This is a genomic window from Stutzerimonas kunmingensis, from assembly GCF_014764705.1.
GTDB lineage: Bacteria > Pseudomonadota > Gammaproteobacteria > Pseudomonadales > Pseudomonadaceae > Stutzerimonas.
This window is the reverse complement of sequence record NZ_JACXXG010000031.1, coordinates 22115-46560: the sequence shown is the minus strand read 5'-3', so window position 1 is coordinate 46560 and position 24446 is coordinate 22115. Positions and strand designations below refer to the sequence as shown.

Genomic DNA, 24446 nt, shown 5'->3' with positions numbered 1-24446 from the left:
CGTGCCCGCATGTGCTGTATTGCATCGACGGCGCCAATGCCAGCCCGCCGGAGGATGTCGGCGGTGCACCGGGTTACGCGGATTTTCTGGACGCGCTTGCCGACCCCGAACATCCCGAATACTTGGACATGCTCGACTGGTACGGCGATACCTTCGATCCCACGGCATTTGACCGCGACGACATCAATCAGCGTCTGAAGCGGATTAAAGTCTGAGGGTCAAGACGGTAGAGAGCGGACGCTTACTATGAATGAGCTTAAGCCGGGCACAAAGGTGCGGCTGAGGGATAATCCGGCGCGAATGGGCATTATCGGGGCAGGAACTGAAGGAAGTGGGCGGCGTCTTCGCCTTCAAGTTTTCCTTCTGGATGGCACGGAGGATCATTTCCCGCCAAGTGCTCTGGATCCTATCCTACATGAGAGTAACAGTCCCACTGCCTGCTTCAACGCAGGCCGTTATTCCCTAGCAAAAAATCTGCGTACAGCCATTACTCACCATCGATTGAGTGGCAAGCTGGCGAACCTCATTTACAGCTTGAAGACAACCAATACGGACTTCTATCCGCATCAGTTTAAGCCTGTACTGCAGTTCTTGGACTCACCCAGCAACGGCATTCTCATTGCCGACGAGGTTGGTCTGGGAAAAACAATTGAGGCGGGATTGATCTGGACAGAGCTAAGAGCTCGATTCGATGCGCGGCGGCTACTAGTTATCTGTCCTGCGGTGCTGCGCAACAAGTGGCGTGAAGAGTTATTAAACCGGTTTGGCATCAAGGCCGAATTGGTCAATGCCGAAGAGCTGCGTGAGCGTCTCGAAAGCATTAGAGGCAGGCCTAGGCAGGAGTTTGCATTGATCGCCAGCATGCAAGGGCTGCGTCCACCAAGCGATTACGACGCCTTAAACAATAAGCAGGGTGCGGCAAAGCTGGCTCGCTTCCTGGAGGATGCCGACCCAGCTGGTGATCCGTTGCTGCATCTGCTAGTGATAGATGAGGCTCACTACCTGCGCAACACGGGTACAAAGACCAACCTTCTGGGTCACCTGCTCAGGCCTCTTGTTGAAAATCTTGTTCTGCTTTCCGCTACACCTATCCAGCTAGCAGACACTGATTTGTTCAATTTGCTGAAGTTACTTGATGAGTCGGCCTTTCCGCACGAGTACCTTTTTGACCTGAGCATGGCCGTCACGCGTCCTATCGTGCAATTGCGTGATGCGGTATTGGCCGGTCGGGTCAATCGTGATGAGTTCTGTGCGGCCATACGTCAAGCGATGGACAACCAGTTCTTGGATGAAAGTGCGCAGCTTGCGTCCATGCTCAAGCAACCCCCCTCAGACGAAGAGCTCAAAGCACCTAATAGCCGCTCCGAGGTTGCTGATCGACTCGATCGGGTGCATCCGCTGAGCAAAGTTGTTACTCGAACGCTTAAGCGCGAAGTGCAAGAAAATCGGGTCATTCGCGTTCCCTTGGATTTCCGCGCTCCTCTCAACGAGGTGGAGCAAGCTTTCTACGATCAGGTGACTCAACGAGTGCGCGAGTACTGTCAAGAGAACGGCCTCTTGACGGGCTTCATCCTGACAACACCCCAGCGCCAGATGGCCAGCTGCATGCCAGCCGCTTGTCGTGCTTGGCAGGAAAAGCTAAGTCGTGGGCGTATGGCTGGGCTCGACGAAGCGATGTACGAACTGTCAGAGGACGAGAGTGATGATGAGATCGACGAGCCCCCGGTCCTCGGCAGCTTAATCGAGCAGCTAGTTGAGATATCTCAATCAGTTGGCGACTACGAGCAACTGAAGCTGCATGACAGCAAGTATCGGTTACTACGGGATCATTTGCGCAAATATCGTGCGCAATTTCCCGGGAAGAAAGCCGTGCTCTTCTCGTTCTTCCGGCAGACTCTTGCCTACCTGCGTGAACGGCTGAACGAGGACGGCATCTCTTGCGTCGTACTTCAAGGAGGGGATGATAAAGACGAAATACTGCGGGCTTTCAAAGCTGACTCAGGGCCCCAGGTTCTGTTGTCGTCCGAGGTCGGTTCGGAGGGAGTGGACCTGCAGTTCTCGTCTCTGTTGGTGAACTACGACCTGCCTTGGAATCCGATGAAGATCGAACAACGGATTGGTCGGGTTGATCGGTTGGGTCAGCAGTCTGAGAAGATCCTGATCTGGAACCTGATGTATGCCAACACCATTGATGAACGCATCTATGATCGTCTGCTGATGCGTCTGGACATCTTCCGTCAGGCGCTTGGTAGCATGGAGTCCATCATTGGGCGCGTCATCAAAAAGATGACTAAGGAGCTGTTCAGTCATCAGCTCAGCCCTGAGGAAGAAACGCAACGTATCGAACTGAATCTGCAGGCCCTTGCCGAAACCAAGCTTCGGCAGGAGCAGCTGGAGGCCGAGGCTCCAAATTTGGTTGCTCATGGCGACTTCATCATGAACAAGGTACGTGTGGCTGAGCAGCTGGGGCGTTACGTGCGTTCCGATGATTTACATGCCTATGTGACGGATTTCATTCTGGACAGCTACCCGGGTACTCGCTTCATCCCTGTAGACGGTGAACTGGAGCTGTACAACGTCGAATTGTCGATGGATCTGCGGGTGCAACTCAGTCAGTTTATTCAGGATAAGGGGCTGCAAGGACAGACGCAGTTGCTTGATGCCAGGGCGCTCCCGGTACTGTTCGAGAACTGCCATCGTGCACCTTCTTCGCGTTTTGAACGTGTGGCTCAAGATCATCCATTGGTGCGCTTTGTTACCAGTCAGCTCGGTAGCCAGGATCAAGTCAATCAGCGTTATCCCATCAGTGCTGTCCAGCTGTCGCGCTTGGCATCGGAAGGTATTGAACCTGGTATTTACGCCTTCGTCGTTTCGCGTTGGAGCTTTAGTGGCGCACAGACGAATGAGCGACTGGTCTATGCCGCCAAGGCGCTTGATAGCGAGAATGGACTGGAAGCAGCGCGCGCCGAGCAGCTAGTGAATCTCGCCGCGTTAGCGGGGGAGGACTGGCCGGCAGCAAAAAATCTACTGGTGCCACATTCGGTAGTAGATGCCTACGAAGAGTGCCGCAGTCAGATTGCTAACCAGTTTAGGGATGTCAGGCAGGCAATGCGGGATGAGAACAACGATCGCGTCAACCTACTGATCAAGCTGATTCGCGACCGCTGTGATTTGGAGGTCAAGCGTATCAATGAGCGTATGGTTGCTCTCCGGCAGTCTGGCAAAGAGCGCATGATCCCTGCTGAAAAAGGTAAGCGTGATGCCGCATTGAAGCGGCGAGAACAGCGTGAGGCGGAGTTGCGCCTCAAACAAAAGCTTGAGGCTGAGAACCACTTCGTTACAGCTGGGGTTGTCAAGGTCGGTTGATAGGGAGGTCAGATGAAGCTTGCAGGAATACTCAAGGAAGCTTTTGAGAAAGCCGGTGTGCCTTTACCGGAGAAGCCGAAGAAGGCGGCCACTCCAGTGCTGGATCAGCGTAAGAAGAAAGTTGCCCAGTCAGATGCCAATCAGGAACGAAAAACAGGGCCCAGGACTGCCAGAAAGAAAGCTGCAGCCAGTCAGCCTGCAACGTCGGCTTCAGCGCAAAACGGCAAAAAAGTTACCGTGACAGCCAACGGAACCTGCATCACGCGTTGGTCAAGCTCGGAGCCGTTAGCCAAGGCAGCTACCAGAAAGGCTATAGCTGAGTCATGCGTGCCTGAAAGGGCCAAGGGGGGCTCTAGTGAGAGTCTGCACAGTGATTCCGGCTACTCGATAACTGCCACTGCTGAGGCCTGTGTTACTTGGCATACGCTCCAACAAGGTCAAACCGCATTTCTCATGGAGTGGCCGCAAGGGGATAAGACTCAGTTAAATAAAAGCGCTGACGAGAAGTTCTTGTGCCTGGGGCTGGACTTTGGCAGCTCGACGCTCAAGGCCGTCATTAGTGATGGGGAGAGGCAGACTACATACGCAGTTCCGTTCAGAGATATCCAGGGCATCGAAGGTTATCTGCTGCCGTGTAGGGTTTATCTGGGCGAAAACGGATATAGCCTGGAAGGGCAGGGGCAGGTCTATCAGGATCTCAAACTTGCCTTGCTAGCTAACGCCGAGTCGTTGCAAGCTCAATTGCCTGTCGTGGGGTTTCTTGCCCTGGCGCTGAGAATGATCAGAGGCTGGTTGCTGAGTACTCACGGAGAAACCTACTCAGGAACCATCGTCTGGGATCTTGCTATCGGACTACCAGTGGCAAGCCGTCGCGACGCAAAAACTGTAAGGCTTTACCAGCTAGTAGGCACTGCGGCCTGGATCGCCTCGACCGAGAAACAGTTGACGCTAGAGGCAATAGGCCTAGCTCTAAAACGAGCAGAAGCCTTGTGCAATGGTGCCGAGGTTGAGTGTGACAGCGAAGACATTGAAGTAAGGGTGGAGCCAGAAATTGCTGCGCAAATTTATGGCTTCGTCAGTTCAGGTGCCTACGACCCTCACGCCAGTAATATCTATCTAATGGTTGATGTAGGTGCTGGAACACTGGATGCCTCTGTATTTCGTGTTGAGCGTAGGAGGGGGCAGCGCAAGGACAGCCTCGTCATCTTTAGAACCACGGTTGAGCCCCATGGCGTGATGAATTTTCATAAGAAGCGTATGGATTGGCTGCAGTCAGCGCTGGCGCAAAAGCTTCCTGATAGGCAGGACTTGCGACAGGCTGTGCAGGCTGTCAGTCACTTGACTGATGCCGAGGAGGCTCTTCCCGACAGGGTAGACGGGTATTTCAATGGGGTTGATGTCCAATTCAAAGGTCGAAGCCTTGATCAGCATTTTTATACGCAGGTGAACCGCCAGGTTGTCCAGGATACCTATCTTCACGTGGCGAATGAGAGGCTACTCGAAAGGCAGCAAATGGCTGGTATGCCCATGTTTCTCTGTGGTGGCGGCAGTCGTTCGGGTTTTTACACCAAGCTGAGGAGCGACCTACATTCTGCTCAAGGGTTCAGCTGGTTTGGCGTTACTCCGAAACCGTTACAGAAGCCGCGAGGATTAGTGGCGCCCGGACTACCCCGTACTGAATATGACCGCCTCTCCGTTGCCTTTGGCCTGAGCCAACTGAAGCTCGATAAGTTGGTGATGGATGTTCCGGCTCTGGCCGAGAATCCTAGGGCAGTGGACTTCAGTGATCGCTATACCGAGAAATGAGCGGAGAGCAGGTGAGTGGAAGCTAGCTCATTGGCATGCTGGTGGTGCTGCACATGTTCTCTCAATCTGCTCGAAAACTTTACCTGTACAGGTAAACAATCTAGTCGCGTCGTACCTTGCTACATATTCTGCTCCTGCAGATGAGAGAGCGTCTAATAGTTGATGTCGGTATTGGCACTTGGTGCCTGTAGGCAGAATTTCCATTCTTGACAGTAAGGCTTGCTCTAAAACAGTTTTTAAATACGAGGTTTTTCATGCCAATACCGCCGCGCCCGCTGACCTTTATCTGCCCTCGTTGCGCATGGCAGAAAACTACAGTACCCCTGAGCGATGCCCTAGAGGTTGGGCGTGATCTCTACGTCCAATGCCCGAAATGCAAGCATGAGCCGTTGGAGGGACGTCTAGCTACTCAGGCAGAGATACTTAAAGCCAAGCTGGTAAGTTTTTTCTAGCTTGATCGTCCCAGGCGTTGCCCCGCAGCAAGAAGAAATGGGCAAGATCGGGGCGCTGTGGGAGTGAGGTGGGATCTTACGGAAAGCATAGGGAGGGCTTTGTTCAGCGTTCAGGCCGAAGCTAATTCTTAGGTCAGCATCCTAGGTGTCAAGGCTTCACCTCACTGATGATCTGTCGCATCATCGGGCCATTATCGTAGTCGTCACATGACACTGGATGTCGGGGTCGTGTCTGTTACAGGAATGTTCAATGCAAAGTCTTTATGCTCCAGGCGCTCGCGTCGTTATTCGTGACTGCGAATGGGTAGTGCGCCGAGCTGATCCCTGCGATGACGGTGGTTACATCCTTACCGTCGATGGGTTATCCGAGCTGGTCAATGGCAAGAGTGCGCAGTTTCTGTCCCGGCTAGAGGAGCAGGCTGATGCGATTCGTATTCTGGATCCTGCAGAGACCCGCTTCGAGCAGGACACCACTCCCGGGTTTGAGAAGAGTCGTCTGTTCATCGAAACCCAGCTGCGGCAGATCACTCCTGCTGATGACAAGATTCATCTGGGCCATCGCGCCGCAATGGATACGGTGCCTTATCAGCTCGACCCAGCGCTGCAGGCGCTCAAGCAGAGCCGTCAGCGCATTCTTATTGCCGACTCTGTAGGTCTGGGTAAAACCCTGGAAGCTGGCATCCTAATGTCCGAGCTTATTCGCCGGGGCCGCGGCAAGCGCATTCTAGTGCTTACGCTGAAAAGCATGATGACCCAGTTCCAGAAGGAGATGTGGAATCGCTTCACCATCCCGCTGACCCGACTGGACTCCGCCGGCCTGCAGCGTGTGCGCAATCACATCCCGGGTAACCACAACCCTTTCTACTACTATGACAAGTCGATCATCTCCATCGACACGTTGAAGCAGGACAACGAGTACCGCCGCCATCTGGAGCAGGCCTACTGGGACATCATTGTCATCGACGAGGCCCATAACGTCGCTGAGCGCAGCAGTGGTTCGCAGCGTGCCAAGCTCGCGCAATTGCTGGCCGGCCGCTCCGATACGTTGATCATGCTGTCGGCCACGCCGCACGACGGCAAGGCGCGCAGTTTTGCCAGCCTGATGAACATGCTTGACCCGACTGCCATTTCCGATCCGGACGACTACGCCAAGGAAGACTTCCGCGACAAGGGCCTGGTCATCCGCCGCTTCAAAAAGGACATCCGCGACCAGGTCAAGCAGGAGTTCAAAGAGCGAGTAGTCAAGGACATCTATCTGCACGCCTCGCTGGAGGAAGAGGGGGCTTATCAGGCCCTGCTTGATGTGCCCTTCACCTACCGCGGCGAACATAGCGCGACCAGCAACGGCCAGTTGGTACGTATCGGCTTGCAGAAGGCCATGTTCAGCTCACCGGCTGCCGCCGAGATTTCGGTCAAACAGCGCATTGCCAAGCTGCAGGGCAAGGGTGTCAGCGCCGACGAGCAGGCTGAAATTGAAGCGCTGTACAGCCTTCAGCACGCCTTGCGCAACATCACCCCGACCAACTTCAGCAAATATCGGGAATTTCTCGGCCTGCTGAACAGCAAGGACTTTGGCTGGAAGAAGAGCGACACTGACGACCGACTGGTGATCTTCAGTGAGCGTATTGAAACGCTCAACTGGCTGCAGGGCCAACTGCAACAGGATCTCAAGCTCAAGGACGATGCCATCCAGATACTGCATGGCGGTATGAGCGACATAGAACAGCAATCTATCGTCGAAGCGTTCGGTAAGCCGGAAAGCAAGCTGCGCGTATTGCTGTGCTCGGACGTGGCTAGTGAGGGTATCAACCTGCACTACTTGTCTCATCGTCTGGTGCATTTTGATCTGCCCTGGTCGCTGATGGTGTTCCAGCAGCGCAATGGCCGGGTTGACCGCTACGGCCAAGAGCAGACGCCGATCATCACTTACCTAATCGCCCAAAGCAGCAACCCGACGGTCAAGGGCGACCAGCGCATACTGGAAATCCTCAAGGAAAAGGACGATCAGGCCTACCGCAACATCGGTGACCCAGCTACCTTCATGAAGGTCCATGATGCGGACGCTGAAGAAGTATTGACCATGCAGGCCATGGCTACCGGCATCGATGCCCAGACCTTTGATCAGCAATACCAGGCTGATGATAGTAATGAGGGCGACGATCTGTTGGCGCTGTTTCTCAACCCTGAGGCCGCGCAGCCGAAAGCTCCAGAGCAGGTAGAGCAGTTCACCGTTGACGGCTTTAGCCTGTTCGCCAGTGACTATGAATTTGCTCGTCAGGCACTGGAAGCGGTCAATCGCGAGCGCCGCCAGGTCAATTTCTCGGCCAATAATGAGCGTCAAACCATCACCTTGACGCCTCCGGACGACCTGGACTACCGGTTCCGTTTCTTGCCTCCGGAGATCCGCCCCGAAGATGGCAGCCTGGTCCTCACCGCTGACAAACAGCGCTTTGCCGAGGAAATCCGCCGCAGCCGTCAGGACGAGAACGCCTGGCCCAAGCTGCACTACCTTTGGCCTCAACACCCGGCTATTCAGTGGTTGCAGGACAAGCTGCTGGCCCAGGTGGCTCGGCACAGTGCGCCGGTGCTCGCGTTGCCGGATATCGACCGAGTCAGCCAGCTAATGCAAGCCGGCGAGACTGTGTTCCTAGTCAGTGGCTTGATCCCCAACCGCAAGGCCCACCCGGTGATCTGGAAGTGGTTCGCCATCAGGATCCGTAATGGCGCGGTTGCGGGTATCGAGCCTGCCGAGGCGTGGCTGCAACGCCTGCAGCTGGACAACCGCTTGCCTAACCGCGCTCAGCCGCTGGATACCGCGCTGCTAGAACGTATGCGGCCAGCAGTGATTACCGCCGCGCGCAATCAGATGCAGCAACTGCAACAGGACTATATCGCCACCCATCGTCCGCAGCTGGAACGTCAACTGGGCGAGCTCAAAGCGCTGAAGGGGCGTCAGGTCAACCAGCTCGATCTGCAATTCGAAGGCTCCAACCAGGCGGAGCACTTCAAGGCCGCTCGCAAAGAGGAGCGTTTGAAGCGCATTGAAAAGGTGTTTGCCGACTACCAGACCTGGGTGCAGGACACTCACACCATCGAACCGGTGCCGTTTATTCAAATTATTGCCGTATTCACCCGGGTCATAGACTGAGCAGCCGCGCTTAGGCAAAGGAGTAGCAGTTAGATGTCGTTACAGGACAGCGTGGCCACCTTTATAGGGTTGAGCAACGACAACGAGTTTTTCAGCGCCCATTACCTTGCTGAGGTATTCCAGGGCGACCTGGCTGACACCATCAAAGAGTGGGACAGCAGGGAAGAGCAGGGCGATGGCTTCGTCGCTCCGCATCGCGCTCTGCGCAACCTGAATAAGGGGTATTTTGCCCTGCAGCATAAGCTCAAGACAGAGCGCAGCGCCAGTGAGCGCATCCGCTTGCAGCGTGAGTTCTACCTTGACCTGCTTACTGCGCTGGGTATTCCCTACCAGCCCGGCAACCGTGAGGTTGCTGCCAATATGGAGCTGCCAGTGCTCAGTGTGCTGGGTGACCAGCTGTGGGTGTTGGGTGCAGTGGATGCTAATAGCGAGGGCGAAGATCCGCTCTCGCTGCAACTGCACCGTGACCAGTTCTTCGGCCCTGGCCCGCACCACGACAAATTGAGCAATACCGACTGGTACCGCATCCTCAATGAAGTGGTATTTCGCCAGTCCAGCCCGTTTAACGAGCAGCCGCCGCGTTGGGTACTGCTGCTCAGCGACCGTCAGGGCATTCTGATTGACCGCTACAAGTGGTCGCAGAACCGTATGCTGCGTTTTGACTGGGAAGAAATTCTCGGGCGTAGAGACGACCGCACCCTCAAAGCCACTGCGGTACTGCTGCATCGAGAAAGCTTGGTGCCAAATGACGGCCCGAGTCGACTCGACAGCCTGGATGAAAACAGCCACAAGCACGCCTTTGCCGTCTCTGACGATTTGAAATACGCCTTACGCCACGCTATTGAGCTGCTAGGTGACGAAGCAGCCGCGCAACTGATAGAGCAGGCTCGAGACCGCAAGGAGGGGATCTACAGTGGCAGCAATGCGCTGGACGCTGACCAGCTATCCAGCGAATGCCTGCGCACCATGTACCGCATCCTGTTCCTGTTCTATATTGAAGCCCGGCCAGAGCTCGGCTACCTGCCGCACCAGCACGATGCCTGGCGCCAGGGCTACAGCCTGGAAAGCCTGCGCGATCTCGAAAGCGTTCGCCTGACTACCGAAGAAAGTCGTCGCGGCCATTATTTTCATGACAGCCTGCAGCGCATGTTCGGCCTGATCTACAACGGCCACCAGCTCAACCGCCAACTTGACCAGTTGCACGAAAGCACCGCCAACGGTTTCACCCTGCGGGGTTTGGACAGCCACCTGTTTGACCCCGCTAACACTCAGTTGCTCAACCGCGTCACCTTCAGCAACGAAACTCTGCAACAGGTGATCCAGAGCATGTCCCTGACCCGCCCCCAGAAGGGTCGTAAGCGTCGTGGCCGTGTCAGTTACACCCAGCTCGGTATCAACCAGCTCGGCGCCGTGTATGAAGCACTGCTCAGTTACCGTGGTTTCTTCGCCACCGAGGACCTCTACGAAGTCGCCGCAAAAGGCCAAAACATCAATCCTGATAAACTGGAAACCGGCTTCTTCGTCACGCAAAACCAGCTGAACGAATTCGACGAAGACAGCGAATGGGTCTACGACATTGAGGACAAGAAGAAAAAGCTGCGCGTCCACCCCAAAGGCAAATTCATCTACCGCATGGCCGGTCGCGATCGGGAAAAATCCGCCAGCTATTACACCCCGGAGGTGCTTACTAAAAGCCTGGTGAAGTACACCCTCAAGGAACGTCTGACGGACGATGTAACCGCCGACGACATCCTCAACCTGACAGTGTGCGAACCCGCCATGGGCAGCGCCGCCTTCTTGAACGAAGCCGTCAACCAGCTCGCAGAGGCCTACCTCACGCGTAAACAGCAGGAGCTGGGCCAGCGTATTCCCCACGAGGACTACCAGCACCAGCTGCAGCGGGTAAAAATGCATATCGCCGACCACAACGTGTTCGGTGTTGACCTCAACCCTATTGCTGTTGAACTGGCGGAAGTTTCCCTCTGGCTTAATGCCCTTAGCGGTGGCCACAACGTACCCTGGTTTGGCTACCAGCTTTTCACCGGTAATAGCTTGATTGGCGCCCGCCGCGAGGTCTATTCGGCTAGTGCCCTCAAGAAACAAGCCAAGGAAAGCCTCTGGTACAACCACGCTCCGCGGAGGCTCAACCCCTTTAGTTTGCTGGAGCAAGCCGGTGAGGGCGGGCGAAAAGAAGGGGAGATTTACCATTTCCTGCTGCCCGACCCCGGCATGGTCGGTTACAACGACAGCGTAGCCAAACAGCTGCGTCCAGAGGCCTTCAAGGCAATCAAAGACTGGAAAAAAGCGTTCTGTGCTCCGTTCGAAGCGCAGGAAATTCGTACCTTGCAAACCCTCAGTGACGCAGTCGATCGCCTTTGGCGCGAACATACCCAGATGCTGGAGCAGCACCGCTGGCGCACCGAAGACAGCTACCCCTTGTGGGGCCAACAGGGTATGGCCGAGCGCCACACAAGTACCAAAGAAAAAGACCAGCTGCGTACCTCAGGCATCTTCAATACCAATGCCCGCATCGCATCGCCCTACCGTCGCTTGAAGCTTGCGATGGACTACTGGTGTGCCCTCTGGTTCTGGCCGCTGGACAAGGCAGAGCAACTGCCCGACCGGCAAAAATGGCTATTCGACCTCAACACCATCCTTAACAGCGCTGGCACTTTTGAATTCGCACCGACGCAAGAAGGCCTTTTCGGTGCGGAGCAGGAGCAAAGCGAAGACATCTTCGCCAAACCTATCGAAGACCTGTTCGCTGCAGACGAGCCGCAACAGACTCTACGCACTGAAACCCAGGCTGTCCGCGACGTCAGCACCCAGCAGGGTGAGCTTAACCTGGAAAAGCTATTCAAAAATCCGTTTTTTAACACTCTGGCTATCGCGAACGAACTAGGTGAGCGCTTCCGCTTTTTCCACTGGGAACTGGCTTTTTCCGATATCTACGCCAAGCGCGGAGGCTTTGATATCACCCTAGGTAACCCGCCCTGGCGCAAGGTGGAGTGGCAGGAGGGAGGGGTACTCGGCGATTACAATCCGGCTTTTGTATTGCACAAACTCAGCGCCAAGCAGCTCACCGACCAGCGCGAAGCCGCCTTTGAACGGAGCCCGCAACTGCAGCAGGCCTGGTTTGATGAGCTTGCGGAGGCGGAGGGCTCGCAGGCCTTCCTCAACGCCACTCAGAATTATCCGCAGCTCAAGGGCGTGCAGACCAATTTGTACAAATGCTTCCTGCCTCGCGCCTGGGCTAATGCCAATGAGCGGGGCGTGAGCGGCTTTTTGCATCCGGAGGGGATTTACGACGACCCCAAGGGTGGTGTGTTCCGGCGGGAGCTATATCCTCGCTTGCGTGCGCACTTCCAATTTATCAACGAAACTAAATTATTTGCCGAGGTGCATAACCAGACGCTCTTCAGTATCAATATTCATGGCCCGCTCAGTGCTCCGAGCTTCAAGCACGTCTCCAATCTGTTTGTGCCGAGCACTATTGATCAGGCGTTTGCTCACGACGGAAGGGGGCAGGTGCCTGGTATCAAGGAGGAAATGGAGCTGCCGGATGGGCGGGTAAAAGTGAAGTGGAACTTCGACGGCCACCGAGACCGGATTATCGAGGTCGGTCAGCACGAGTTGTACCTGTTCGCCAAGCTTTATGACAATGCCGGTACAGACGCATTGGAAGCACGCCTGCCAGCACTGCATGCTCGACAGCTCACTAGCGTACTTCAAAAATTCGCTGCCCAGCCCCGACGATTGGGAGATCTGAAAGGGCAGTACTTCTCCACGGTAATGTTTGACGAAAGCTATGCCCAGCGCGACGGAACTATCAGGCGCGATACCCAGTTCCCGGAAAGTCCGGAGCAATGGGTACTTTCTGGCCCGCATTTTTTCGTTGGCAACCCGTTCTACAACACTCCGCGGGCGGTGTGCGACACCAACAAGGCCTACGACAACCTCGACCTGCTAACTCTGCCGGACGATTACCTGCCACGTACTAACTACACCCCCACTTGTGACCCCGCCACCTACTACGACCGTACCCCGCGTGTGTCCTGGGTGGAAGAAAGCGAGCATCGGGAGCGGTTGGTGACAGAGTATTATCGGCTAACCTCACGGACAATGATCGGCTCATCCTCTGAAAGGACTCTGCAAAGCGCGATTATTCAGAAAAGTGTTGCGCACATTGATTTGGGGTTCAGCGTACTGCCGAAAGATCGTGAGGTACTGCTGAATCTTGCCGCCTCCTATGTTTCCGTGATCTTCGATTTCTTTGTAAAAAGCACTGGGAAAGGCCATTTCAGAAATGATATTGCTTCTCTTCTGCCTCTATTGAATTTTGGCGAAAACTGGTCATCGGCAAAAAGCCGAATTCTCGCTCTGAACTGCCTGACAACTGGCTACAGCGAACTGTGGAGCGAGCACTGGCAAGACAACTTTCGCCAACAACGCTGGGCCTTGTACGAGCCTATCGCCGCGCTGCCGCAGGATTTTTTCGTCAACCTCACCCCCGAGTGGCAGCGTCACAACGCCCTGCGTAGTGACTACACTCGCCGCCAGGCCTTGGTGGAAATCGATGTGCTCGTCTCTCAGGCCCTTGGCCTAATGCTGGAAGAACTGCTCACCATCTACAGGGTTCAGTTCCCGGTTATGCGCCAGTATGAAGCCGATACCTGGTATGACCAGAGTGGCCGCATCGTCTTCACCCCCAGCAAAGGCTTGGTCGGTGTCGGCTTGCCTAGAAAAGCCCGTAACAGTGACCTGGCCGAAGGCACCCACTACTCGGTAGAGTCCCCGGACTTCAATGCTCACGACATCGCCCTCGGCTGGGAAGATATCCAGCACTTGACCCAAGGTGCCGTGCGCAAAACCTATCAGGACGACACCCTCCCTGGCGGCCCCTGGGAAACCACCATCACTTACCAGGCCCCCTTCTTCAAGCCCGACCGGGAAGAGGATTACCGGGTGGCGTGGTCAATTTTTGAAAGCGACTGAACCTGCTTTAAGCAAAAGGAACTGCAATGCTGGAAAAAGAAAAACTCAACAAGCTCTACAGTGAAGTCGCAGAGGGTTTAAACGATACGCTGGCACAGTTGCAGGACTTACGCGTTGAGCATGAAGAAAGCAAGCAGCATGTCATGGGTATGATGGACAAGCTGGAAAATATCCAGAAAAGCTTCAGTGATGAAATTGCGCTGCTTGAGAATAATGCCGAGTGGGATAAGTTTACCATTGCGTTTTTTGGTGAAACCAATGCTGGTAAAAGCACCATTATTGAATCCCTGCGCATCATGTTTGATGAAGAAGCACGCAGAGATGCCATTGTACACAACCAGCGGCAGCTTGATCAGTTTGAGGCTGCTCTAGTTGAACAGGCTGACGTGTTGAAACGTAAATTCTCTGAGGCTTACGGGGCGTTGGCAGAAGACCTGCTGTCGTTGAGGCAGGATCTCATTGTATTTAAGCAGTATATGGACTCGGAGAAGTCCAAACGCTTGGCTGCAGAAGCCGATAACCAGACGCTGCGCAAGCAGGTCAGTCGGCTCAAAGCCTTTTTAATCGCGACCTCCACAGTGGCGGTATTTGCCTTGCTTGCGATTGCCTGGATGGTGGGAGTGGCTTAAATGTTGCAAAGTCCTGCGAATAGCGTGCCCTGCAGTCTGTCAGTTGCTCATGGCAATAAGTCTGTTGTAAATGGAAAGAAAGATAAGGCTACAACGGCTAGCCATACTCTCGACGTAAAGATCGGCGAGATAGAAAGCGCTATATCTGCCCATAGCACGGCTTTGCTAAGGGCTGTGCGTATGCAGGCTGCAGTTCACCGCGTTGATGGGTTGATTATTGGGACAGGTGAGGCAGACTTTACTAAGGATAATGTTTTTTATTCGTTAACCTACAAAGAAAAGCCTTTTAGTCTTGTTGATGTTCCTGGCATCGAGGGTGACGAAAAAAAATATCAGCCTATGGTAGAGAGGGCTATAGCCAAGGCTCATCTGGTTTTTTATGTCAATGGGACAAATAAGAAGCCAGAAAAAACAACGGCTGAAAAAATCAAAAGATACTTGCGCAGAGGCGCCAAGGTTTGCCCGATCGTCAACGTCCGTGGCAGTGCAGATGCTTACGAGTTTGAGGAGGATCGTGAGACATTATTGACTGCCCATAACCAGAGTGCGTTATCCCAGACTGTTGATGTGCTATCAGAAACCCTCGGAGAGAATTCCTTGCTGGAAGGTTTCTGCGTTCAGGGTTTACTGGGGTTTTCAGGGTTGGCTTATACAGCGGATGCTCAAGAGACGACAATCCACCCTTCTCGGTTGCATGATTTGTGTGTACAGCAGCGAAACTACCTTAAGTTTTTTGGCTCACCCAATGAAATGTACCTTTTTAGTAATCTTGGAATCACGAAAGAACTGGTGAATAAAAAGCAGTTAACTTTCAGAGAGGACATTGTAGAAAGTAACAAATCCAAGGTTACGGACCTTCTTGGGGAAAATATAGAGGTTATTGAACTAGCCCTGAATGAATACCATGCCTTCCTTGAAAAACTCCAGCCGGAAGTTGAGAAATGCAAGGCGCTGATCGAAGGAGCACTAGCAAGCTCTACAAGGTTGTATTCGGCCGCTAAGAAGAATTATATCAATAAAGTTTTTGATGCAATGGTGGATCATGTTGATCGGGTAGTCTCGGGAAATTTCGGGAACAACGAGATCATTAAGCAGGAAATCGAAGAGGCTTTTAGTGCGGAACAGACTAAAGCAGGTTTGGAAAATAAAGCCAAGTGTGACCAGTTGATTGCCGACTTGCATGAAAAAATAAAAGATGCACTGGGGCGGCTCCAGCAAGATATAAGCCTTGTATACCTTGAAAGCCGTGTTGATTTTGAAGGCAAGATGAATGTGGCCATTGGGGGGGCAAAAGAGCTAGGGGGAGATCTTGGGCTTGGTGGAGTTGGCGGTGTTTTATTTACAATTGGCTCTATGGCTTATACGGGTTTTTTAGCAGGCCTCCCCGCTACTCCACTTACTGCGGGCATCCCAATCAGTGCGATAATAAGTGGCGTAATTGGGGCGTTGATCGGGGCGATTACTTCATTTTTAACCGTGTTTATGAGTAAAGATTCCCGCGTCAGGAAGGTAAAAGGTAAGATTTACGAAAAGCTAGATGAGGCCAGGGCTCAACATATAAAGAGCATTGATGACGATGTAGCGTCTTTCTCTGGTTATATTAAAGAAAATTTATCTACTCCGGTTTTTCAAAAAATTTCTGAAATGGAAGAGCAGTTGGCGGTTCCTGCGGATACGCTTCAGCAGGAACTTGAGCGGCTAAAAGCCATGAAAAACAAAATTGAGATGATGCCTTATGGAACAATTTAAGCAGTATAACCTTAGCAAGCAAGCTGTTGTAAGTGCGTTTGAAGAATTGAAGACCATGCTCAGCGAGTTGGCAGCCATTGGTGTTGATGTTGACGCGGATTTGAAGAAAGTTGAATCTGCATTGACTTCAGTTAACGACGATATGCTGCGCATTGCATTGATGGGCGCTTTTTCTGATGGAAAGACCAGCGTAATTGCTGCCTGGCTTGGGAAAGTGATGGCAGATATGAAAATTGACATGGATGAGTCGTCGGACAGTGTTGCAATCTATAAGCCTGAAGGTTTGCGGGAAAAATGTGAGATTGTTGATACTCCTGGCTTATTCGGTGATAAAGAAAAGGAAATCGATGGTCAAGCAGTTGTTTATTCGGACTTGACTAAGCAGTATATATCGGAAGCACACATTATTTTGTACGTCGTTGATGCCACTAATCCTTTAAAGGAAAGCCACGGCGAGATTGCACGATGGCTGCTGCGTGATCTTGCAAAGTTAGATTCAACTATCTTTGTCATAAACAAGATGGATGAGGTAACTGACTTAACCGAGAACCAGCTCTTTGAGGAGCAAGCAAGAATTAAAACGGATAATCTTAAAAAAAAGCTGGTTAGAGTCGCTTCGCTTGATGACCGTGAAGCGGATAGTCTCAATATTGTGTGCATGGCATCCAACCCAAATGGTCGCGGGCTTGAGTTTTGGTTTGGGAAGCCCGCGCATTATGAGGCACGGTCTAGAATCAATAATCTGAAAGCGGCGACACAAAAGATCTTGGCCAAGAGTGTCAGCGGTAATCTTATTACTAAAACTGGCATGGATGTTGTCAGTGACATCGTCCGGCAGAGAGTGGCCAAGGCGAATGCACAATTGGCTGATTTAGAGGTTTTTGCACAGCAACGACAGCTTGAATCAGATCGTATAGGTGGTGACATCTCATCGGGTAGGGCGGAAGTCAAAAGGCTGGCTGGTGAGCTGTTTGAAGAGTTGCAGTCCATTGAACGGCAATATCTCTCTAAGCTACGTCCGTTAGAGATGGAGTCCATTCGTCCTTATCTGGAGGATGAGCTTGGTTATTCTGAAAAAGGCATGGGTTTCAAGCTTCATGCGAAAATTAAATTGACTGTTGATCGTTATTTCGAACAAGCCACACTTGTCGCGAACCGACTGAACGAGAGTATTTCAAGAGAGCTGGATACCAGTGAGTCATTTCTGTCTTCAATGAGTGATGGGATATTTAAAGGCGTAGGAAAGTCAATAAGTTCCGTTTCGAATGTTAGCCCGGCTGCTATGAAATCCGTTGTTTTCGCTGCCCGCGACGCTCTTGCGAGTGTGACTGGAGTCGTTTTCAAGTTTAAGCCCTGGCAGGCAACCAAGATTGCAGGGAACATCACTAAATATGCAGGGCCTGCTGGTGCGGCCGTTTCGGTGGGGGCTGAGATTTATGGTGCCTACAAAAAACACGAGCTTGAAAAGGAGCTTCAGGAGACCAAGAATGAGATATCAGAGTTTGTGAAGAACTCATTTCTTGATATTTATGAAATTCTTGGTGATACCGATAAAACAATAAGTTTCTTCGCTCCGCAGCTTAAGGATTATGAGTTGATTGTTAAAGAGCTACGCTCAAAAATTTCAGAGGTTGAGAAGAGCAAAGCGATACTTAAGGGTTTGGAGTCAAAATTGAAGGCGCTACCGACAACTTTACTAGGCGATCTGCCATAGGTATCAGGGCTTGAACTCATCCCTGCTATATCCGATCTATAGAGTTTGCAATGCTGGCGTTGTTTTTCTCAAGATGTGCCTTGATCCTGACGAGAGGCATGAGCCTGAATATCGGGTTTCGGTCTGTCACGAACAATAAGGACGTTTCATGATTCCCGGCTTGTTGGCCAGCGAAGTATCCGCTGCACTGCGTGAATTCATTATTACCGGCTTCGAGACTGAAACTGCCCCGTTCCGGGGGGAGTTCCGCCGTTTGGTTGAGGAGCAGCAGGACGGCGAGGCTTTTATTAAAGGGCCTTACGTTGGTGTTGGTCTGCCATTTTTGAGCGGTCAGTCAGGCTGTGACTTCTTCTCTGGATTTAAGACTGAGTTCCCCCCGCATGCTCACCAGGAGCAAGCATGGCGACGCCTTTCCGCGAATGGCAAAGCAGCCAATACACTGGTGGCTACGGGCACTGGCTCGGGTAAAACAGAATGCTTTATGTACCCGGTGCTGGATTACTGCCATAAGGCTGGCAAGCCAGGGATCAAGGCCATTGTGATTTACCCGATGAACGCTTTGGCGACGGATCAGGCCAAGCGTTTTGCCAAAGAAATCTATAGCCAGCCGTCCCTCAAGGGACTGCGTGTTGGGTTGTTTGTTGGTGGTGACGGCCAAGGCCTCAAGGTCATGGGCCAGGATCAAGTAATTACGGATAAGGAAACCCTGCGTCAGAACCCGCCCGACGTGCTGCTCACCAACTATAAGATGCTCGACTACCTATTGATGCGCCCGCAGGATCAGAAGCTGTGGGTGAACAATGGGGCTGACACCCTTCGTTATCTGGTCGTGGATGAGCTGCATACCTTTGATGGTGCTCAAGGAACGGATCTGTCGCTTCTGATCCGCCGCTTACGTGCCCGCTTTGATCTGGCGCCGGAACGCCTGATCTGCGTTGGTACATCGGCGACTTTGGGAGGGGAAGAAAGTACGGCTGGGCTACTTCAGTATGCCAGCGATATTTTTTCCGCTCCTTTCCCACCGGATGCGGTGATCACTGAGCAGCGCCAGTCGCCGGATGAGTTCATCGACACACTGTCGTTTCTCAACCTGAACCCGGACATTGGTCCAGAGACGCTGCAGATCGCGCTGCGCCAAGGCTTGAATGAGTACTTGTTGGCCGCTTACGAGTTGTACTTCAGCAAGCAGCCGGAGATGGATCTACAGGGCATGCCAGGGCGTATAGCGCTTGGTAAGGAGCTGAAACAGCACGGGCAATTGGCCAATCTATTGCGACATTTGCGGCAGGGTGACAAGACTCCAACCTTCCGAGAGCTGGCGAATCGTTTGGCCGCTCAGATTCCAAAGCGTTTTCAACGTCAGCCGGAGCAGGCACTGATTGCTCTTTTGTCTTTGGCAGCTCATGCCCGGGCGGAAACCAAATTGCCTTTGATGCAGCTGCGGCTGCAGCTATGGGCTCGAGAGCTGCGACGTATTGTTGGTACCTTGCGTGAGCCTGTTCTCGCAGATGATCTTGAGATCGAGGCGGTCGACAGTATCAAGCGCTTGCCGCCCTTGCTGGCGTTTGGTGATGACCCGCCTGCCAGGGACAAGCAGCAGATTCGATTGCCACTCGTGCAGTGTCGAGAGTGTCACGGTACTGCTTGGTTGACACGGATGGAGGTGGCGCAGCCAGTCAATCAGCAAATCGAATTGGATCTGGCCAATATCTACTCAGCGTTTTTCAGCAATCACCAGGAAACTGGGTTGTTAATGCCTTGGCTGCCTAGTAGTGATAAGCAGGTGAGCGGCCCAAGGTTGACCCATTTTCGGGTTTGCCGGGAGTGCGGCTTTACCGCAGGGCTGGAACATAGTGGCGGCTGCAAGGCATGCCAGGCTGGAAATGAAGCGCTGGTGCGTGTAAGCCGCCCTGATTTGCTCAAGGAGGAGCGTGTCGGCCAGGTAAACCGGGTCGTTCATCAGCACAACTGCCCGTATTGCTCCGCCAAAGCATCACTTGTGGTGTTCGGTGCGCGAGCCGCGAGTCTTAGTGCGGTGGCTATTCATCAGCTATTTAGCAGTCGCGACAACGATGACCGAAAACTGCTGACCTTTAGTGATTCGGTTCAGGATGCGGCTCATCGCGCCGGTTTCTTTGCGGCCCGTACCTGGCAGAACAACGTTCGAATGGCACTGACCCAGCTACTGGAAAGTCATGCAGGGCCGGTACCGCTCTTGCAGATACCGGAGTTGTTTGAACGTTATTGGCTACAACATGACGGTCACCAGGGATATTTGACGCTGCCGTATTACCTGCGTGAGTTCATGCCGCCGGACAAGCGTTTTGATGGTGACTTTGAGTATTTCGAGCAGTCCGGTGAGGTACGTAATCCGGCGCGGCATTTGAAGATTATCCGTAATCGCATGCTCTGGCAGGTTCTGGAGGATTTGGGGTGGCGTGCGCAGGTTGGTCGCTCGTTGAATCGCTTAGGCATTGCAGCGCTGGAGTGGCCACTAGATAAGGTGCAGCAGGCTGCGGAGCTTTGGGCGACTGAGGTAAATAATACGCTCGGCTATCGGATTGCTTCTGAGGTAGCTCAGCAGTTCATGCAAGGTCTAATGCTGCATCTGGTGTATCTCGGTGCCTTTGGATTAGAGGACCTCGCGAGCTACCGCTGGAGTTCTGGAAAGTCTTATCTGCTTAACCTTATTGATTATGCGCCGGCCAGTGGTCCGTCTGCCGCTCGGCCACGTTATCCGGCAGCTGGTAATGGTGATGGCCTTGAAGCGCTTTCTGGAGGACAAAGTGCCACCTGGTACCAGCGCTGGCTTGCCTGCCTGAATCCGGGAGAGCTGGTCGATCGGAAACAGTTGGACTCGGTATTGGGTGCTTCGCTCAAGGCCCTTTGCTCGACTGGGCTTCTAAAGGAGGAGCTGAGTGAGCGTGGTGTGCAGTTGTGGGTGGTTGTGTCTGATTTGCTGCAGGTCACCACTGACGTTCGCTCTGTAGAGTGCCCGGGCCATCGTTCTCTACTGTTGCCAGCAAGTCATGCCGATGCTTGGCTTGGTATGCCGTTGTTAAACGCGGCACATCCTGATCTGCATTACCTGCAATTGGTGCCTATTCGGGACTCGCTATACCGCAACTTGTTTCGCCATGGCGTCATTCACCGGGTGATAGCTCATGAGCATACAGGGCTGCTATCCACGCCTGAGCGGATACGCGTTGAGAACAGCTTTATGCGTGAGGGTGGCAAACCGTGGGAATACAATCTCCTATCTGCAACGCCGACCCTAGAAATGGGCATCGACATTGGGAACTTGTCGAGTGTGTTGCTCTGCTCGGTACCGCCGGCGCAGGCGAACTACCTGCAGAGGGTTGGGCGAGGCGGACGGCGCGATGGCAACTCCTTCGTCCTAACCGTGGCCAACGGTCGGCCCCATGACCTGGTTTTTTATGCCGACCCGAGCCGCATGCTGGATACCCCGGTGGAGCCACCTGCGGTTTTTCTCAAGGCGCGGCATGTGTTGCGTAGGCAGTTACTTGCATACGCCATGGACTGCTGGACTAGGGAATCCAGGGGAGACAACTTAGTGCCATCTACCATGCAGCCGGTGCTGGATGCGGTAGAAAAAGCCCAGGAAGATCGCTTCCCTTATACGCTGCTGAATTTCCTTAAGCACAACATGCAGGAGATTTGGGATGGTTTCAGTGCTTATGTAGCCAGAGAGCTCAGTGGTGATGACCTTGAGCTGCTACGCCAATTCTTGTTTGGTGGACCGCAGCATTTGGATGACCACTTGCAGTTGTACGTGCTTGGGCGGCTCAAAGTGGTTGCTGATGAGCGGGCCAATATGGCTGTGCGTAGTGCGGAACTGAAAAAACAGATCGACAAGCTGGTTAAGGCACCGCAGGACGAGCATATCCGTGACGAGCTTGCTGAGTTGGAGCGAGAGCGTGAGGGTTTCAACCGCTTGCGCTATGTGATGAATAGGCGTGAAACACTCAACTTCCTGACTGATGAAGGCTTGCTCCCTAACTACGCCTTCCCTGAGGAGGGGGCAACCTTACATTCGGTTATCTTCCGATCAGAAAAAGCGGTTTCCGGTGATGGGGCCGAGCGCGAGTTGATCAAGCGCGAGTACGAATATCAACGACCGGCACAGGCAGCGCTGACGGAATTGGCGCCAGAGTCAGTGTTCTATGCCGGTAACCGTAAGGTAAAGATATCTCGAGTGGAAACCGCCAAAGGGCGCAATATTCAGGACTGGCGATTCTGCCCGCGGTGCCATTACTCCGCTGCTGCGGACAATCCCACTGCAGGCTTCAGCGATAAGCTCTGTCCTCGTTGCCATACCAGTCAGTGGGGGGATGCAAGCGCTCGTACCAAGATGCTGAAGATGACTCAGGTGTATGCGTTTACTAACGCACGGGATGCGTTACTGAATGACCACTCTGATGATCGGGAGCCGGTATTTTTCAGTAAGCAGATGCTGATCGATTTTAAGCCTGCGGATATACATATCACTTGGGTTTTGGATGATAAGGATCGTCCTTTTGGTTTTGAATTTATCCGCTCGGCGACTTTCCTTGAGGTGAACTTCGGTCGCCGTGACGGCGACGAGATGATGTTCGAGGTGGCTGGCGAGCAGCTGCAGCGGTCCGGCTTTGCTGTTTGTCGTGAGTGTGGCTCAGTGCAGAGCCGTAAGGTGATGGCAGGCAAGGGCGAGCCAGTTCATCTGAAGAGCTGTAGCTATGCCAAGGGCGTGAAAAAACTCGCCAATGGCGGTGACGACTCTGGCCTGGATAACTGCCTGTATCTGTACCGCCAGTTTACCTCGGAAGCCCTGCGTATTCTGTTGCCAAGACTGGCAACGGGGGGAACCGAAGAGCAGATTAACTCCTTTGTTGCAGCCCTGCAGTTGGGACTCAAACGACGGTTTGGCGGCAAAGTTGATCATCTGCGAGTAGCTCATCAGAGCGAGCCGATAGGGGAAACAGACGAACGTCGACATTTTATTGTGTTGTACGACTCTGTGCCTGGCGGGACTGGCTATTTGCATGAGCTACTGAGCCGGGCTGAGAACATGCAGGCGGTGTTCCGCATGGCATACGACGTCATGGCCGCCTGTGACTGCTATGAGCACACAATGGATGGTTGTTATCGCTGTCTGCTGGAGTACCGCAATGCCTATGGAATGGAGAGTACCAGCAAGGCAATAGCCTTAGAAATGCTCAAGGACATTGTCGAAGGCGAGCATGAGTGGGTGCAGAACAGTGAGTCCTTAAGTTCTCTCTCCGGTAACCCTTGGGTTGAGAGTGAGCTAGAAGCACGCTTCCCTGAGGCGCTTGCGCGATTTAGTGGTATGGATTGCGTCGGCGGTCAGAAGGTCAGGGTATCGGCTGACATCATTCACGGTAAAACTGGCTACCGGCTAACAATTGGCGAGCATGCCTATGAAGTGGAGCCCCAGGTTGATCTGGGCAAGGCTGAGGGTGTCCGATTTGCCAGTCGGCCGGATTTCGTGCTTTGGCCTGCATCTGCTGGTTTCAAGCCAGTTGCGATCTTCCTCGATGGCTACCAATTTCACGGACAGAAAAGTAGCGAGGACTTGATCAAGCGACAAAGCTTGATGCATGCCGGTTTCGTGGTATGGACGTTGAACTGGTATGACGTTAATAAGGTTATCGGTGATAAAGCCTTGGATGTGCCATTACTAACCGGTATGACTTCACCAGCACAGCATCACCAGGCGATCGCGGGGCTGGCAAAATTGGTAGGGGCAGCCAACACGGCTCAACACCTGAGCATGCCCACCTTCGACTTACTCATGCACTTTCTTGCCGATCAGCGTCCACAGGCGTTGTCAGAGCAGGCGCTGTTTTTTGTTCTGCAATGCCTGCCAGCTGCTTCGTTGGCTGATTCAGAAGTTCGAACTGAGCTTTTGCAAAGTCTCCATGGCTTGCCGGTTAGCTTTACCGATCAGCAACCAGAGCCGGTAGTTCTCGCGGGCAATGTAGAAATCAAAGATGCGCAGGGTGCTGCACAAATCAGCTTAGGCTTGATTGCAGGTGCGGATTTGGTCAGACAGTTTGATTTGAACCAGGCTTTGGTATCTATGTGCTATGACCTTACGCAGGGCAGTGAAGAGGCTGCTCGCTATCAATGGCAGCGATTCTGGGCGGCAGTGAACTTCTTACAGTTCCTGCCGCTGTTTTATGCCTGGACGCCCCAATCCAAATACGATGGGACAGCGGCAAGCTTGCTCTGGCCTTTGGTTGGTGCAGGGGGCGAAGAATCGGCTGAAGCACACCAGCTGCCTGACTGGTTCAAGCTGCTGGATGAGAACCTGGCAACAGACTTGCGTGAATATCAGATTGCCTGGCCTATGTCTGCAGTTGTTGGCGATGCGGTCATGAATGCACAGGGTGAAGTGGTCGGTGAGGCAGAGTTGCTCTTGCCCGAGCAGAAAATTGCCCTGCTGCTTGAGTATTTGGAAGACCAGCAGGCGGCGATGGCGTATTTGCAGGAAGCAGGCTGGACCATCGTTTCCAGTGCTGAGGGCCTAGTTAAGGCCATCACCCAATTGAATTCAGGAGCCTGAG

The 24446-nt window shown here is 53.3% G+C and carries 9 protein-coding genes; all 9 read left to right on the top strand.

Annotated features, from left to right (window positions below; translation table 11 throughout):
* Nucleotides 1-215, top strand: a 215-nt coding sequence (locus tag IEG05_RS18855; protein ID WP_191122532.1) for a plasmid pRiA4b ORF-3 family protein, incomplete at its 5' end; no start/stop codon positions are given.
* 31 nt (nucleotides 216-246) lie between these two features.
* Nucleotides 247-3366, top strand: a complete 3120-nt coding sequence (locus tag IEG05_RS18850; protein WP_191122531.1) for a helicase-related protein — start codon at nucleotides 247-249, stop codon at nucleotides 3364-3366.
* A 12-nt stretch (nucleotides 3367-3378) separates the two neighbouring features.
* Complete coding sequence (locus IEG05_RS18845) at nucleotides 3379-5172, top strand: hypothetical protein (protein WP_191122530.1); 1794 nt, start codon at nucleotides 3379-3381, stop codon at nucleotides 5170-5172.
* 702 nt (nucleotides 5173-5874) lie between these two features.
* Nucleotides 5875-8772 carry a DEAD/DEAH box helicase gene (locus tag IEG05_RS18840; RefSeq protein ID WP_191122529.1) on the top strand — a complete coding sequence of 966 codons (2898 nt, stop codon included), beginning with the start codon at nucleotides 5875-5877 and terminating at the stop codon, nucleotides 8770-8772.
* Nucleotides 8773-8805: 33 nt separating this feature from the next.
* A complete protein-coding gene (locus tag IEG05_RS18835) occupies nucleotides 8806-13767 on the top strand; it encodes an Eco57I restriction-modification methylase domain-containing protein (RefSeq protein WP_191122528.1) in 4962 nt (1653 codons plus the stop codon).
* Nucleotides 13768-13793: 26 nt separating this feature from the next.
* Complete coding sequence (locus IEG05_RS18830; RefSeq protein WP_191122527.1) at nucleotides 13794-14396, top strand: P-loop NTPase family protein; 603 nt, start codon at nucleotides 13794-13796, stop codon at nucleotides 14394-14396.
* On the top strand, nucleotides 14397-16145 hold the full coding sequence (locus IEG05_RS18825; protein WP_191122526.1) for a GTPase: 1749 nt from the start codon (nucleotides 14397-14399) through the stop codon (nucleotides 16143-16145).
* Complete coding sequence (locus tag IEG05_RS18820; RefSeq protein ID WP_191122525.1) at nucleotides 16132-17859, top strand: LeoA/HP0731 family dynamin-like GTPase; 1728 nt, start codon at nucleotides 16132-16134, stop codon at nucleotides 17857-17859. The genes IEG05_RS18825 and IEG05_RS18820 overlap by 14 nt, the downstream gene beginning before the upstream one ends.
* A 148-nt stretch (nucleotides 17860-18007) precedes the next feature.
* Nucleotides 18008-24445: a DEAD/DEAH box helicase gene (locus IEG05_RS18815; protein WP_191122524.1), complete on the top strand. Its 6438-nt coding sequence runs from the start codon at nucleotides 18008-18010 to the stop codon at nucleotides 24443-24445.
* Nucleotide 24446 lies beyond the last annotated feature (1 nt).

Coding starts and splice junctions, on each gene's coding strand:
- IEG05_RS18850 (WP_191122531.1), top strand. CDS start 247: ATGAATGAGCTTAAGCCGGGCACAAAGGTGCGGCTGAGGGATAATCCG.
- IEG05_RS18845 (WP_191122530.1), top strand. CDS start 3,379: ATGAAGCTTGCAGGAATACTCAAGGAAGCTTTTGAGAAAGCCGGTGTG.
- IEG05_RS18840 (WP_191122529.1), top strand. CDS start 5,875: ATGCAAAGTCTTTATGCTCCAGGCGCTCGCGTCGTTATTCGTGACTGC.
- IEG05_RS18835 (WP_191122528.1), top strand. CDS start 8,806: ATGTCGTTACAGGACAGCGTGGCCACCTTTATAGGGTTGAGCAACGAC.
- IEG05_RS18830 (WP_191122527.1), top strand. CDS start 13,794: ATGCTGGAAAAAGAAAAACTCAACAAGCTCTACAGTGAAGTCGCAGAG.
- IEG05_RS18825 (WP_191122526.1), top strand. CDS start 14,397: ATGTTGCAAAGTCCTGCGAATAGCGTGCCCTGCAGTCTGTCAGTTGCT.
- IEG05_RS18820 (WP_191122525.1), top strand. CDS start 16,132: ATGGAACAATTTAAGCAGTATAACCTTAGCAAGCAAGCTGTTGTAAGT.
- IEG05_RS18815 (WP_191122524.1), top strand. CDS start 18,008: ATGATTCCCGGCTTGTTGGCCAGCGAAGTATCCGCTGCACTGCGTGAA.